Annotated in this window: 11 protein-coding genes; 6 read left to right on the forward strand and 5 right to left on the reverse strand. The window is 72.8% G+C overall.

The genetic code is table 11. The annotated features are described in order from the left end of the window. Positions 1 to 25 precede the first annotated feature (25 nt). The 3 genes from OG259_RS39420 to OG259_RS39430 all read right to left on the reverse strand — a co-directional run bounded on the left by OG259_RS39420 (position 26) and on the right by OG259_RS39430 (position 2683). The gene (locus OG259_RS39420; RefSeq protein ID WP_328946640.1) at positions 26 to 1084 is read right to left on the reverse strand and encodes a hypothetical protein; all 1059 of its coding nucleotides are present in this window, start codon (positions 1082 to 1084) and stop codon (positions 26 to 28) included. Beyond that, positions 1081 to 1860: a cupin domain-containing protein gene (locus tag OG259_RS39425; RefSeq protein WP_328946641.1), complete on the reverse strand. Its 780-nt coding sequence runs from the start codon at positions 1858 to 1860 to the stop codon at positions 1081 to 1083. Before OG259_RS39425 ends, OG259_RS39420 begins: the two co-directional genes overlap by 4 nt. A 148-nt stretch (positions 1861 to 2008) precedes the next feature. Further along, positions 2009 to 2683 carry a lysophospholipid acyltransferase family protein gene (locus OG259_RS39430; RefSeq protein WP_328946642.1) on the reverse strand — a complete coding sequence of 225 codons (675 nt, stop codon included), beginning with the start codon at positions 2681 to 2683 and terminating at the stop codon, positions 2009 to 2011. 185 nt (positions 2684 to 2868) lie between these two features. On the opposite strand from OG259_RS39430, the gene OG259_RS39435 reads away from it, so the two are divergent. Continuing rightward, a complete protein-coding gene (locus OG259_RS39435; protein WP_328946643.1) occupies positions 2869 to 3321 on the forward strand; it encodes a hypothetical protein in 453 nt (150 codons plus the stop codon). Between the two features lie 149 nt (positions 3322 to 3470). Continuing rightward, the gene (gene secD, locus OG259_RS39440) at positions 3471 to 5801 is read left to right on the forward strand and encodes a protein translocase subunit SecD (protein ID WP_328946644.1); all 2331 of its coding nucleotides are present in this window, start codon (positions 3471 to 3473) and stop codon (positions 5799 to 5801) included. A gap of 64 nt (positions 5802 to 5865) precedes the next feature. Here the strand turns inward: secD and mgt are convergent, their stop codons facing one another. Together mgt and OG259_RS39450 are read right to left on the reverse strand one after the other, a co-directional pair. Beyond that, positions 5866 to 7068 carry a macrolide-inactivating glycosyltransferase gene (gene mgt, locus OG259_RS39445; RefSeq protein WP_328946645.1) on the reverse strand — a complete coding sequence of 401 codons (1203 nt, stop codon included), beginning with the start codon at positions 7066 to 7068 and terminating at the stop codon, positions 5866 to 5868. A gap of 33 nt (positions 7069 to 7101) precedes the next feature. Continuing rightward, on the reverse strand, positions 7102 to 8349 hold the full coding sequence (locus OG259_RS39450) for an FAD-dependent monooxygenase (protein WP_328946646.1): 1248 nt from the start codon (positions 8347 to 8349) through the stop codon (positions 7102 to 7104). Between the two features lie 113 nt (positions 8350 to 8462). Between OG259_RS39450 and OG259_RS39455 the strand changes: the two genes are divergently transcribed. The 4 genes from OG259_RS39455 (at position 8463) to OG259_RS39470 (ending at position 13506) form a co-directional block, all read left to right on the forward strand. Continuing rightward, positions 8463 to 9020 (forward strand): TetR/AcrR family transcriptional regulator, encoded by a 558-nt coding sequence (locus tag OG259_RS39455; RefSeq protein ID WP_328946647.1) that lies wholly within the window; start codon positions 8463 to 8465, stop codon positions 9018 to 9020. A 96-nt stretch (positions 9021 to 9116) separates the two neighbouring features. Next, positions 9117 to 9872, forward strand: coding sequence for an NPP1 family protein (locus OG259_RS39460; protein WP_328946648.1), 756 nt, complete (start codon positions 9117 to 9119; stop codon positions 9870 to 9872). Positions 9873 to 10078: 206 nt separating this feature from the next. Next, entirely contained in the window at positions 10079 to 11287 is a 1209-nt protein-coding gene (gene fabV, locus OG259_RS39465; RefSeq protein WP_328946649.1) for an enoyl-[acyl-carrier-protein] reductase FabV, read from the forward strand. Positions 11288 to 11400: 113 nt separating this feature from the next. Then, positions 11401 to 13506, forward strand: a complete 2106-nt coding sequence (locus OG259_RS39470) for a pectinesterase family protein (protein WP_328946650.1) — start codon at positions 11401 to 11403, stop codon at positions 13504 to 13506. Positions 13507 to 13706: the final 200 nt, after the last annotated feature.

Genomic DNA, 13706 nt, shown 5'->3' on the forward strand with positions numbered 1-13706 from the left:
AGGACGGCGGTACATCGGGGGCAGATCACGGGCCACCCACCGGGTCCGGTCCGGCCGTCTCGGGCCAGGTGAGGAATCCCAGGTCCGCGGCGCGCCGCCGGTCGGCGTCGACCCGGCGCGTGACCTGCCCCGCGACCCGGTCCACGACGGTCAGCAGCCGGGCGGGCGGCAGCCCGACGAGCGGGTACCGCCACCCTTTCCCGAGCCACTTCAGCTCCGCAGAGGTGAACGTGCCCCGTTCGGAGAGGAGACGCATGGTCGACGCGTCGGGCTTCCGGTTCGGGTCCCGGTAGGGAACGGCCTGCGGCCGGGCCCGGAGGGTACGCAGGGGCGGTGCGACATCGACGACCGTGCGGCCCGGTAGGACGTCCCGGACCCGGCGGACGAACAGTTCGCGTTCCGCGTCGACGTCGTGGAGCACCAGGACCGGACCGTCCGACGGTACGGCGCGAGCCTCCTCCGGGCTCCCGGCCAGGGCGAGACCGTGGCGGGCGGGCAGGCCGTCGGCGACGAGGAAGGCCATGACGGCGTCGTCGGGGCAGATCAGTACTCCGGTGGTGCCCGCCGCACCCGTCGTCTCCACCACACCGCGCGCGGACGCCGCGGTGTCGACCACGCCGGGCGGCAGCGCCTTGTACACCCGCCGCCAGGGGTCCAGCACGTAGGTCGGAAAGTGTTCCCGGGCGATCTTCGGGATGCCGTGGCCCACGCCCGCCGCCTGGGCCACGGCGACTCCCACACCGGTGACCAGCAGTGCGGCGGAGGCGATCAGCAGGACCGGGGCCTCGGCGACGAAGGAGATGACGGTGACGAAGACGGCCACCGTGAAGACGAACGTCATGCACCCCTGGCCGAACTCGTTGTCCCGGAGGCGCTTGCGGGAAAGGGCGTACCACAGCTGGTCCGGCACGATCTGGATCCGGCCCTCGTCCGTGAGGGTGGCGGTGATCCGGCGCACCCGGAGGTCGTTGAGACCCAGCGGGTTGGTCTTGGGGTCCACGGCGTAGTCGCGTTGGCAGCGGGAGCAGCGCTCGCCGACGCGTTCCTTGCGGAGCAGGTTGTATTCGCAGTGCGGACAGATCACCGGGGCACCTCCAGGGCGGCCGCCACCCGGCGCAGCCGGGCGGCGAGCCGCTCGCGGACCGTGGTGGCGGCGATGCCGTGGACGCGCTGGGCGCGCTCGATGTCGCGGAGCTCGGCGGCCAGGGTCCGGTAGTCGGTGAGGGGTTCGGCGGTCAGGGTCCGGCGGCCGGCGGGGTCGCCCGCGGCCGGAGCGGTCCCGCCGCTCGGGCCGCCCTGGCCGCCGGAGGGCGCCGTCGCCCGCCGCTCGGCCTCGGCCGCGGTGATCGCGTAGTCCTCGTGGTCGATCCCGTAGCCGGTGTTCGCGGCGAGGATGGTCAGCGGTGCGTCGCCGCGGTTGGCGAAGGAGTGCGGCATCATCTCCGGGATCCGGATCAGCATGCCCGGCGTGAGCGGGACGTCGGTGACGCGCCCGCGGGCCGTGTCGAACAGGCCGCAGGCGGCGTGGCCGAGGCTGAGGACGAAGTGCTCGCCGCCGTGCGCGTGCGGGGTGAAGGCGCTGCGCGGGCCCACGACCCCGAGTTTGACGGTGGCGTTGGACGGCCGCTCGGGCGAGGTCGCCGCGTCCCCGACCAGGTAGTGGGCGAACTGCCCGTCGTCGATGAACCGCAGGAACTCCCGCTCCGGTCCGAGCTCCCGGCTGCCCTCCCGGTCGGCGAGCAGAATGCTGCCGTCCGGCCTCAGGTGGTACAGCTCCACTCCGCCGGGCAGATCTCGCGCGACCCGGTCCGGTAGGTCCTCCGGTATCCGGTCCTGCGCTCGCACAGGTCGTACCGCCATCGCGCCTCCCCCTGACGCCCGTTGTGCGTGCTCACGCACAACCACCGCATCGTAAAGCGCTGTTCGGCAACAGTGGGAGTCCTCGGAGCAACTCTTGAGAAGACCTGAGGTGAACGCCACTTCCTCCGCCGGGCCCCAGGCCCGGGGATCACCGCCGCCGGACCGTCGCGGCCGCCGGTTCGCCCAGCGCCCCGGCCGCCGTCCGCCACGCCTCGGTGACGGCCCCGTGGGCCAGCTCCGTCGCGGCCGTCACATCGGCGGGCAGCCGCAGCGGCGTCCCGATGTGGACATGGAGGCCCGGCCTCCGTACGGGCGCGGTGAGCACCCCGGCGATCTGCTTCACCCGCCCGCCCGAGGTGATCCGACGGGCACCGGCCTGACCGATCGGCACGACGGGGGCACCGGTGGCCCCGGCCAGCCGGGCGAGCCCGGTGCGGAACGCCTCCGGCGGATTCTCGGCGGAGTCGGGCCGCGGCGGGATGCGGCCCTCCGCGTACAGCATCACGTGCCGCCCGGAGGCGAGCGCGACCGCCGCGTGGTCGAGGGCGGCGGCAGCACGCGCGGAGTTGCGGTGCACGGGGACGTACCCCTCCCGCGTCAGCGCCCGGCCGAGCAGCGGGATCCGCCACAGTCCGGCGGTGGCGAGCAGGACGGGATCGACGGCGAGCCGCTTGCGGAGCGCGGCGAGGACGAGTGCCGGGTCGGCCGTCGAGGTGTGGTTCACGACCAGGATGCTGCCGGGCTCCAGGCGGGCTCCGGGATCGGTGGTGACGGTGAGTCGCCCGAAGAACGGGACGACATGGGCGGCGAGACGGCTGAGCACGGAAGGGCCCCCTGGATCCGAGGACGAAGCGCTGACCCACTCATCGTGCGAGACCGTGCCCCGGCTCACATGAGCACGCGTACTCAGCTGACGTACCCAACAGTCCCGAGTGAGGGGCTCGGTGGCCGGGGACTTCTCGGGCCGGTCTACTCTGGGCCGACGGGACGAGAGAGAGGGGCGGGACGGTGGGACGTTCGGCGCGACGACTCGCGACTCTCCTGCCCGCGATGCTCTGCGCGATCTGGTCCCTGCTCGTGCTCCCGGCCCAGGCTCCGGCACCGGCGACGGTCCCGACGAGCCACCTGGTCCCGAGACCGGCTTCCGTCGCGGCCCGGGCCCCGGCTTCGGGCACGACCGTGACGTCGACTCCGGTCCAGCCCGCCCCTCACCCCGCCACCCACCGCGCGTCGGCGCCCGAGCCGCACTTCGCGCCCACCGCCGTCGTACGGCTCCCGGCCGCCGTCGAGAACCCCGTACGGCTCCCGGGAACCCCCGCGGCGACGGCCGTCGTCCCCGCCGACCTCTCCGTACCCGCGCGGGGCGTCCTCGCCGGCGATCCCCGCCGTGAGCGGGCGCCGCCCGGCGCCGCCCACGGCCCGCGCGCCCCTCGCGGTCCTCCCTCCACCCGGCACAGCTGACGTTCTCCCGCGTCGCCGTCCGGGCCATAGGCATGTCCACGGACCGGTCCCGCGACGCGTAACCGACCGTACGTCCGGCACGGCCGGCCGGCGCTCCCACCTTCCGCGTGGAGGAGCGCCGCCCGCCGTGCGCTGCCTGTGGAGTCATCGTGTCTTCTCGTTCCGCGCTCTGGCGTGCGCTGCTCGCGCTCGCCGTCGTCGCGCTCTCCCTCTGGATCACCCTGACCACCCCGCCCCGTCTCGGACTCGACCTCCGTGGGGGGACCCGCATCGTCCTCCAGACCGAGGACGGACCCACCGCCCGCGCCGACGCGGCGTCCACCGACCGCGCCCTGGAGGTGCTCCGCAAACGCGTCGACGGTCTCGGCGTCGCCGAACCCTCGCTCGCCCGCTCCGGCGAACGGCGCATCGTCGTCGAACTCCCCGGACTCAGCGACCCGCGCCAGGCCGCCGAAGTCATCGGCCGCACCGCCCAGCTCACCTTCCACGCCGTCACCGGCGAGGCCCGGGGGCCCGCGGGACCGGCAGCGAAGAACGGGACGCGCGTCCTCGCCGACCCCGACGCGCCCGGCCGCTTCCTGGGCCTGGCCGCACCAGCGCTCACCGGCGACGGCGTCAAGAGCGCCGAGGCCGTCCTCGACACCACGAACGGCCGGGGCTGGACGGTCGACCTCGCCTTCCGTGACCGCGCCGCCGACACCTGGGCGCAGCTCACCGGCGCCGCCGCCTGCGCGGCCCCCGGGGACCCGGCCCGCAGGGTCGCGATCGTGCTCGACGACCGCGTCGTCTCCGCGCCCGGCATGCAGACCGGCGTCCCGTGCGGCTCGGGCATCGGCGGCGGCTCCGCGCAGATCACCGGAGGGTTCTCCGCGCAGGAGGCACGCGACCTCGCGGCGCTCGTCCAGGGCGGCGCGCTCCCGGTCCCGGTGACGACGATCGAGCAGAGCACCGTGGGACCGACGCTCGGCGCCGAGGCGATCCGAGCCAGCGCCCTGGCCGCGGTGATCGGTCTCGCCTGCACCGGTGTCTTCGTGATGGTGATCTACCGGCTCCTCGGTGTCCTCGCGACGATCGCGCTCCTGCTGTACGGGCTGATCTCGTACGCCGCGGTCGTCGCCCTCGGAGCCACGATCACCCTGCCGGGCCTCGCCGGTTTCGTCCTGGCCATCGGCATCGCCGTCGACGCGAACGTCCTCGTCTTCGAACGCGCGAGGGAGGAGTACGCGGCCCTCGGCCGCCGGGCCACGGGAGCCGACCTGCGGCGGCCGCTGACGACGGCCTTCGGCAAGGTGTGGAGCGCGGTCGCGGACTCCCACGTCACCACCCTGCTCGCCGCGGGCCTCCTGTTCGTCTTCGCCACCGGACCCGTCAAGGGGTTCGGCGTGACCCTCGCGATCGGCGTCGTGACCTCGCTCCTCACCGCGATGGTGATCACCCGCCTGCTCGCCGACCTGACCCTGCGGCTGCCCGTGGTGCGCCGGCGCCCGGCGGTCACCGGCATGGCAGGACTCGGCCGGCTGCGGACCCGGCTGACCCGGCGCGTCCCGCGCCTGATGGCCCACCGGCGCCGCTGGCTGCTCTCCTGCGCCGGGCTCCTGATGGTGGCCCTCGCCGGAATCGGCGTCCGGGGCCTGGAGTTCGGCGTCGAGTTCACCGGCGGCCGGGTCGTCCAGTACACCGCCGAGCGGCCTGTGGACGCCGACGCGGCGCGCGCGTCGATCGCCGCGGCGGGCTTCCCCGACGCCGTCGTGCAGACGACCGGCGACAGCGACGTGTCGGTACGCGTCCGGGAGAGCGGCGACGGCGAACAGCGGGAGATCCGGGAGGCGCTCACCAAGGTCGCCGGCCCGGTCGAGGTGGAACGCGACGACCTGATCGGCCCCAGCCTCGGAGGGGAGCTGCGCACCCACGCCCTGCTCGCGCTCGGTCTCGCGGTCGCGGCCCAACTCCTCTATCTGACGGTACGGTTCCGCTGGACGTACGCGACGGCGGCGGTGGCGGCGATGACCCAGGACGTGCTGCTCGTGATCGGCCTGTTCGCCTGGCTCGGCAAGCCGGTGGACAGCGTCTTCCTCGCCGCGCTCCTGACCGTCGTCGGCTACTCGGTCAACGACTCGGTGGTCGTCCTCGACCGCCTGCGGGAGCTGCGCCGTCGCGGCGGGGGCGTTCCGCTGCCGGACCTCGCCGACCGGGCCGTCGCCCAGACCCTGCCCCGTACGGTCAACACCGGCATGGGCGCCCTCTTCGTCCTGGTGGCGCTCGCCGTCCTGGGCGGCGACTCGCTCACCGACTTCTCGGTCGCGCTGCTCGCGGGCGTCGTGCTCGGCATGGCGTCCACGGTGTTCACGGCGATGCCGCTGGCCGTCGCCCTGGAGCACCGGAACCCGGCGGCGGCCGCCGCCGCCCCCGGCAAGGGGTCCGGGTCACGGCAGCGGGCGGGCGGCACCGGCGATCGGGACCGCACGGGCGCGGTGGTCTGACCCCGGCCCGACCGAGGGCGGCCGTCACCCGCTCCGTTACGAGGGTGACGGGCCGCCCTCCCGGTCACGCTCCGGCGAGTTCGGCCTCGATCAGGTCGGCGGCCCGGCGCGTCCCGCCCTCGCGGGCCATCGATTCCTGGATCTCCCGTGCGCGGCGGGCCACTTCGGGATCGTCGACGAGCGCGAGCAGCTCCTTCCGCAGCCGCTCCGGGGTGACCTCGTCCATCGGCAGGTGCCGCGCGACGCCCAGGGACTGGAGCATGTCGGCGTTCCCGAACTGATCGACCGCCTGCGGCACCGCCACCATGGGGGTGGCGGTGGCCAGGCCCTCCTGGCTGCCGCCCGCGCCCGCGTGGGTCACAAAGGCGTCGGCCTGCCGCAGGATCGCCAACTGGGGCACCCAGGAGTGCACTTCGACATGGGGCGGGACGACACCGAGCTCCGCCGGGTCGACGAACTTCCCGATCTGCAGGACGACGTGCCAGCCGGGAAGTCCGGCGAACGCCTCGACGCAGTCCCGGTAGAAGCCGGGCAGTTTGGTGAAGGCGGAGCCGAGCGAGACCAGGACGACCTTCTCCGCGTCCGCCGGCCGCTCCCACCCGCCCTGCTCGGCGCGCTCGCCCTGGCAGGCGCCCACGAAGGTGTAGACGGCCTCGTCGACCCGGTCGGCCTGCGGCTGGAGCGCCTTCGGGATGAGTACGAGCGCGCGGCGCGGGCGGGCGATCAGCCTGTCCGGGTGGGTGTCGACGCCGTGCTCGGCGAGCCAGGCCTCGAACCGCGCGTAGTACGCCTTGCCGCGCGGCGAGGCCTTGAGCTCGGCGAACATGGGCTCGGCCACCTCCTCCTCGTACCCCTCCCACGGCACGAGGTTGGGCCACAGGGAGACGGCCGGCACGCCCCAGGTGTGGGCCAGGACGGGCGCCGGGTAGGCGGTGATGTCGTGGAGGACGAGGTCCGGCCGGTCCTTGTCGAAGGCCTCGGCGAGCTGCGGCAGCGCCTGCACGGCGTCGTTCAGGAACGGCTCGATGTTGTCGATCAGCTCCGTTCCCCAGGCGTCCGGGTCGTCGTCGGTCGGCAGGGTCGAGGTGTAGACGACCGGCGTCGCCCCCGTCGCCGCCACCTTCTCGGCGAAGGACGCGGGAACGGCGTAGCTGACGCGGTGGCCACGGGCCACGAGCTCACGGATGACCTCCAGGCTCGGGTTCACGTGGCCGTGGGCGGCGATGGAGAACATGGCGATGTGCGCGGGGGGCGCGGTGGTGGTCATGACGACCACTCTAGATGAGACGAGACGTCTCGTCTATTCGGTGATCGGCCCCAGGCTCGGGGCGGTCCAGTCGGCGTGGCGCAGGATCGCGCGGAGGGTCGCTCCGGACGGGGCTGCCCGGAGCGCCGCGTTGCGGACGGAGACGGCGAGGGGATGGGCGAGCCGCTGCCCCATGCGGCCGGCCTGGCGCGCCGCGCGGGCGACGGCCTGACCGCGGGGCCGCCGCTCGGCGTCGTACCTGGCGAGAGCCGCGTCGATGCCGGACGTCGCGGTATCGGAGTCGCGCGGGGCATGGGGGCTATGGGAGTGACGGGAGTGGCGCGAGTCGGTGGTCGTCGCGAGCGCGGCCGCCAGCGTCACCGCGTCCTCCAGTGCCTGGCAGGCGCCCTGGCCGAGGTTGGGGGTCATGGCGTGGGCCGCGTCGCCGAGCAGGGCGACCCGCCCGGAGACGAACATGGGCAGGGGAGTGGCGAGTTCATGGATGTCGTGGTGCAGCACGGCGCCGGGGTGCGTGGCGGCGAGCAGCGCGGGGATCGGGTCGTGCCAGTCGCCGAATCGACGGCGCATCTCCTGCAGCGGGTCCGCGTGTCGCACGCCGGGACGTGAGTTGAGTACGGCGTGCCACTCGGCGCGCCCGTCGGCGAACGCGATGTGCCCGAACTCGGCACCCCTGCCCCAGGTGAGTTCGAAGTCGGACGTCAGCGGGACGGGAGTGTCGGTGATCGCGCGCAGTACGGTGGCTCCGCTGTGGACGGGGCCGGGGTGATCGGGGAAGAGCTGGGCGCGAAGGCGGCTGTTCACACCGTCGGCGGCCACGACGAGGTCCGCTTCCCGGACCCCCTCTGCGCCCATCCCTCCGGTGAGCACCCTCGCCCGGTGCGGATCGGTGAGGTCCACCGACGTGACCTCGACCCCGACGACCACGGACTCGGCGGGCAGTGCCGCCCGCAGCGCCCGGTGCAGTGCGGCGCGCGGGATGCCGACGATGGGCGTGCCGAGTTCCCGTTCGAGCGCGGTTCCGTCCATCCGGGCCAGCCATCCACCTCCCGGGACGCGGGTGCCTCCGCTGTACTGGGGCCGGGCGGCCCCGCGTACCGCCTCGCCCGCGCCGAGGGCGTCCAGGGCGCGGATGCCGTTGGCGTGCAGGGAGATGCCCGCGCCGACGTCGTCCAGGGCGGAGGCGCGTTCGAGGACCGTCACCTCCCATCCGATCCGGCGCAGTCCGATCGCGGCCGCCAGTCCGCCGATGCCGCCACCGACCACCACCGCGTTCCCGCTCATGCCCAACTCCCTTGCGTCCGACGCCCGTCGACCGTGCACCGATGTTTCTACACCTGTAGAAACATCGGTGGGGGGAAACGTACACCCACTCTCTACAGGTGTAGAAAGGGGGGATGTCCGCCACCCGACGCACCCTCCTCGCCGACACGGCCATCGACGTCCTCGCCGAGCACGGCATGCGAGGGCTCACCCACCGCGCCGTGGACCGGGCCGCCGGTCTCCCGCCGGGCACGACGTCCGCGTACTACCGCACGCGCCAGGCACTGCTCACCGCACTCGTTCAGCGTCTGGTCGTGCTCGACCAGGAGGAGCTGCAGAGTGAGGGTGCGCGCGCCTCCGCGCCGCGGAACGCCGAGGAACTGGCCGCCGGACTCGCCGCCTTCGTCGGGCGTCGACTCACGGGGGACGGGCGTCGTCGCTCGCTCGCGCGCTACGCCTGCGCCCTGGAGAGCGTGCACCACCCCGAGTTGCGGGAGATCCTCGTGCCGCGCGACAACGCCGGCCGGCGCCTGGTCGAGGCCTTCCTGGTCGCGCACGGCGTGGCGGACGCCGGTGAACGGACCGTCACCCTGCTGACCTGTGTGGACGGCCTGGTCTTCGACCGCTTGGTCAACGGGGGCACTGTCTCGGCCGGGGAGGTCGGGCGGTTGGTCGCCGCGGCGACGCGTTGAGTTCACGACCGGACCCCGCCAGCGATGATCTGTTCATGCCAAGATGTCGCCTGTCGATTCATGCCGCCCGACCCAGGGGACACAGTGAAGACACAGGTGTACGCAACCAGGGGCGCGCTCGCCCTCGCCGGCGCCCTCACGCTGATCATCGCCCTGCCCAGCAGCGCCTTCGCCGCACCGCCCGCCGCCCTGCCCGCCAACGCCGACGGCCTGGAACAGACCTTCCAGCCCGCCTACGACTACGACACGGACGGCTGCTACCCCACGCCCGCGATCGGGCCCGACGGCACGATCAACGGCGGGCTCAACCCCTCCGGCGCACTCAACGGCCAGTGCCGCGACTCCTGGGACCTCACCCAGACCAACGGATACGCGCGCGCGAAGTGCAACAACGGCTGGTGCGCGATCATCTACGGCCTGTACTTCGAGAAGGACCAGGCCGTGGCGGGCAGCGGCCTCGGCGGACACCGTCACGACTGGGAACACGTCGTCGTGTGGGTGCAGAACAACCAGGCGCAGTACGTCTCCACGTCCGCCCACGGCAACTTCAACACCTACGGCAGGGACGCGATCCGCTGGGACGGCACCCACCCCAAGGTCGTCTACCACAAGGACGGCATCGGCACGCACTGCTTCCGCCCCGCCAACTCCAACGACGAACCGCCCGAGAACCACCAGCACAGCTGGCAGTTCCCCAGCCTCGTCGGCTGGAACGGCTACCCTGCGGGCCTGCGCGACAAGCTCAGCCAGGCCAATTTCGGGAGCGCGGTGTTCGGCCTGAAGGACGGCAACTTCGCCCCCCACCTGGCCAAGGCCAAGCCGGCCGGGATCCCCTTCGACCCGTACGCCTGACCTGACAGGGGCCCGGAGAGCCCCCGGCGGCCGGCCGGCAGATCGGTCCACGTCTGTCGGCCCGCCAGATGTAGTCGAAACCCTCCAATCCGGGCTGGACATCGTTGTGCCGGGTCAAGATCACCGTGGTCATCCGCTCGACCGCAGACTGGCAGGAAGCGGCGGCTGCCGCGGCCTTGTCCGTATCGACACCTGGGACACCACACGTGAGCGAACGCGTCATCACGCCCAAGAGCCGGGGCTTTCTGTTCCTCGACTCCCACCCCGGCGGCTGCCGACAGCTGGTGGACGAGATGTGGCAGGCCGTCCCCGCCCCGGCCGCCGCCGGGGGCGAAGGGCCGGTGGCGCTGGTCATCGGCTCGTCCGCCGGGTACGGCCTGGCCGCGACGATCGCGGGCCTGGCCCGCGTCGGTATCCGCGGGATCGGCGTGTGCTTCGAGAAGGCGCCCGGGCGCCGCACCGGCACGGCCGGCTGGTATCGCACCGCCGCCACCGCACAGCTCGCCCGGCAGCACGGGCGGGACATGGTCTTCCTCAACGGTGACGCGTTCAGCGACACGATGAAGGAGCAGGTCGCCGACCTCCTCACCGAGCGATTCGGGGGACGACTCGACTACCTGATCTACTCGGTGGCCGCGCCTCGCCGCACCGACCCGGACACCGGCGACGTCCATGCCTCGGTCCTCAAGCCGGTCGGCTCGCCTCACACCACGAAGACCCTCGTCTTCGACGAGAACGGCGCCCCGGAGGTCAAGGAGGTCACCACGGCGCCGGCCGAGGGCGACGACATCGAGCAGACCGTGGCGGTGATGGGCGGCGCCGACTGGGAACGTTGGATCACCTTCCTGGCCGGCAGATCCCTCCTCGCCGACGGCTTCGCCACCGCTGCCCTGTCCTACATCGGCTCGCCGCTCACCGCGGCGATCTATCGGCAGGGCACCATCGGCGCCGCGAAGGCCCACCTGGAAGCCACCGCACGCACGCTGGACGAGCGCCTCGGCAAGACCCTGGGCGGTCGGGCCGTGACCTCCGTCAACGCCGCTGCCGTCACCCAGTCCTCCACCGCCATCCCGGGCATCGCCCTGTACGTCGGGCTGCTGCGCGGCGTCCTCGGCGACGCCATGACGCCCCCGATCGGTCAACTGGTGGAGCTCTGGGACCAGCTGACCGGCGCCCGCCCCCTCGACGTCGACGACGAGGGCAGGGTCCGCCTCGACACCTGGGAACTCGACCCCGCCGTGCAGAACGCCGTCGCCGAACGCTGGAGCACCGCCACCAGCGACACCATCACCGAACTCGCCGACCTCGACTGGTTCAGCGACGAAGTCCGCCGCCTCTACGGCTTCTCCGTCCCCGGAGTCGACTACACGGCCGCCGTCGAGGCGGACGTCCCCTGGCCCGCTCCCACCGTCTGAACCGGCGACGAGCGCACCGACCGCGCGAGAGGCGGCAACCTTTCCCCTTCCCGTGGCGACTACGGGGTGCCCGCCCTTCCCGGCGGGCACCCCCACACGGAAGGACGTACGACATGACCGAGGTGCGAGGCAGGGCGAGGCACCGCAGGCGCCGGAAGGCGCTGGTGCTCGGTGTTCCGGCGGTGCTCGCCACGGCGGGGGTACTGGCGTACGGCACGGCCTTCGGCGTGTTCGGCGCGGACGCGCGGGCCGGGGCGGAGGCCGTGGAGGCGAAGGCCGGGGCGGCAGCGCCGGCGGCTGAGGCGCCCGTCTGGGCCCGTGCCGTCGCCGACGGGTTCGCGTCGGTCGACGCGCTGGGCCAGAAGGGAACGTACGGCGGACGGGACGGCCGGACGGTGACGGTCCGGACCCTGGCCGAGCTGGAGCGGTACGCGACCGCCCCGGAGCCGTACGTCATCGTCGTGGCCGGAACCATCACGATGAACCCCACGGGCAAGGAGATCAAGGTCGCCTCCGACAAGACCATCGTCGGCTCGGGGACGTCCGGCCACATCGTCGGCGGCGGCTTCTTCCTCGGACAGGGCGTCCACAACGTCATCATCCGGAACCTGACGATCCGTGACGCGTACCAGGGCATCTGGAACGACAAGGACCACGACTTCGACGCCGTCCAGATGGACGGCGCGCACCACGTGTGGATCGACCACAACGACATGCGGCACATGGCCGACGGGCTCATCGACAGCCGCAAGGACACGACGTACGTCACGGTGTCCTGGAACAGGCTCGGCAACAACAACAAGACCTTCGGCATCGGCTGGACGGAGAACGTCACCGCCGACCTCACCATCCACCACAACTGGTTCCGCGAGACGGAGCAGCGCAACCCGTCCACCGACAACGTCGCCCACGCGCACCTCTACAACAACCTCCTCCAGGACGACCCGGGCACGAACGTCACCTCGTCGTACGGGAACTACGCGCGCGGCAGGACGCGGATGGTGCTGGAGAACAGCGTCTTCCAGGGCGTGAACAACCCGGTCATCAAGGACGGCACGGCGGCGCTCGTACAGCGCGGCAACGTCTTCTCGGGTACGACGGGCCGCAACGAGAGCGGCGGTACGGCGTTCGACCCCCGGTCGTCCTACCCGTACACGCTCGACCCGGCGGCGGACGTGCCGGCGCTGCTCAAGTCCGGTACGGGGCCGCGTTCCTCGATCGGCACGGCGAGCACGGCGAGCCCCACGGTGGCCGCGGCGCCGACCGTCCTCACGGTGGCCAAGGACGGCAGCGGCCGGTTCACCAGCGTCCAGAAGGCCGTCGACGCGGTACCGGCCGGCAACACCTCACGCGTCGTCATCCGGGTCGCGCCCGGCGTCTACCGCGAGACGGTCAGGATCCCCTCGAACAAGCCTCAGGTCACCATCGAAGGCACCGGCGGCAGCCGCAAGGACACCGTCATCGTCGAGGGCCACGCCTCCGGCATGACCAGGCCGGACGGCTCGGGGACGTACGGGACCGGAGGCAGCGCCACCGTCGCCGTCGAGGCCGACGACTTCCAGGCCCGCAACCTCACCGTCTCCAACGACTTCGACGAGGCCGCGAACCGGAACCTGAACGGGCACCAGGCCGTCGCCCTGCGCACGGCCGCCGACCGGGTCCTCCTCGACGGCATCATCGTCAGCGGCGACCAGGACACCCTCCTCCTCGACACCGCCGCGAAGGAACGGGTCGGCCGGGTGTACGTCACCGGGTCCTACGTGATCGGCAACGTCGACTTCGTCTTCGGGCGGGCCACGGCGGTGATCGACAGGTCGATCCTCACCCTGAAGAAGCGCTGGGACGGTACGGCGGCGGGCTATCTGACGGCGCCGAGCACCCCGGCGGGTCGCAAGGGCTTCCTGATCACCCGCTCCACCGTGAACGGCGACGTCACCGCAGGAAGCTTCTTCCTCGGACGCCCCTGGCACGCCGGCGGAGACGCGACGCTCTCCCCGCAGGCCACGGTCCGCGAAACCGTCCTGAGCGCAGCCGTGAAGCCCACCCCCTGGTCGGACATGAGCGGCTTCTCCTGGAAGGCCGACCGCTTCGCCGAATACCGCAACACAGGCCCCGGCGCGGGCCCTTCGAACGAGAACCGCCCCCACCTGACAGCCACCCAGGCCGCCACCCAGGACACCGCCGCCTGGCTCGGCGACTGGACCCCGACGACGGGCTGACGACCGCGATTGCCCTCCTGGCGCTCGTGGTCCGGAAGCCGGCTCCTCAAGGTCCGGGTGCTTGTGGGTGGTCCACGCACCCGCGTGGCGACTCCAGCCTCGTAGGCGCCTGACCTGCCCGAACGCCCTTGCGGTCGCCATGCGATCATTCGGGGGTCCTGGGGCGGGGCCGAATCGAGTGTTCGAGGCAAGGAGTCGGG

The organism is Streptomyces sp. NBC_00250 (assembly GCF_036192275.1).
In the GTDB taxonomy this organism is placed as follows: Bacteria; Actinomycetota; Actinomycetes; order Streptomycetales; family Streptomycetaceae; genus Streptomyces.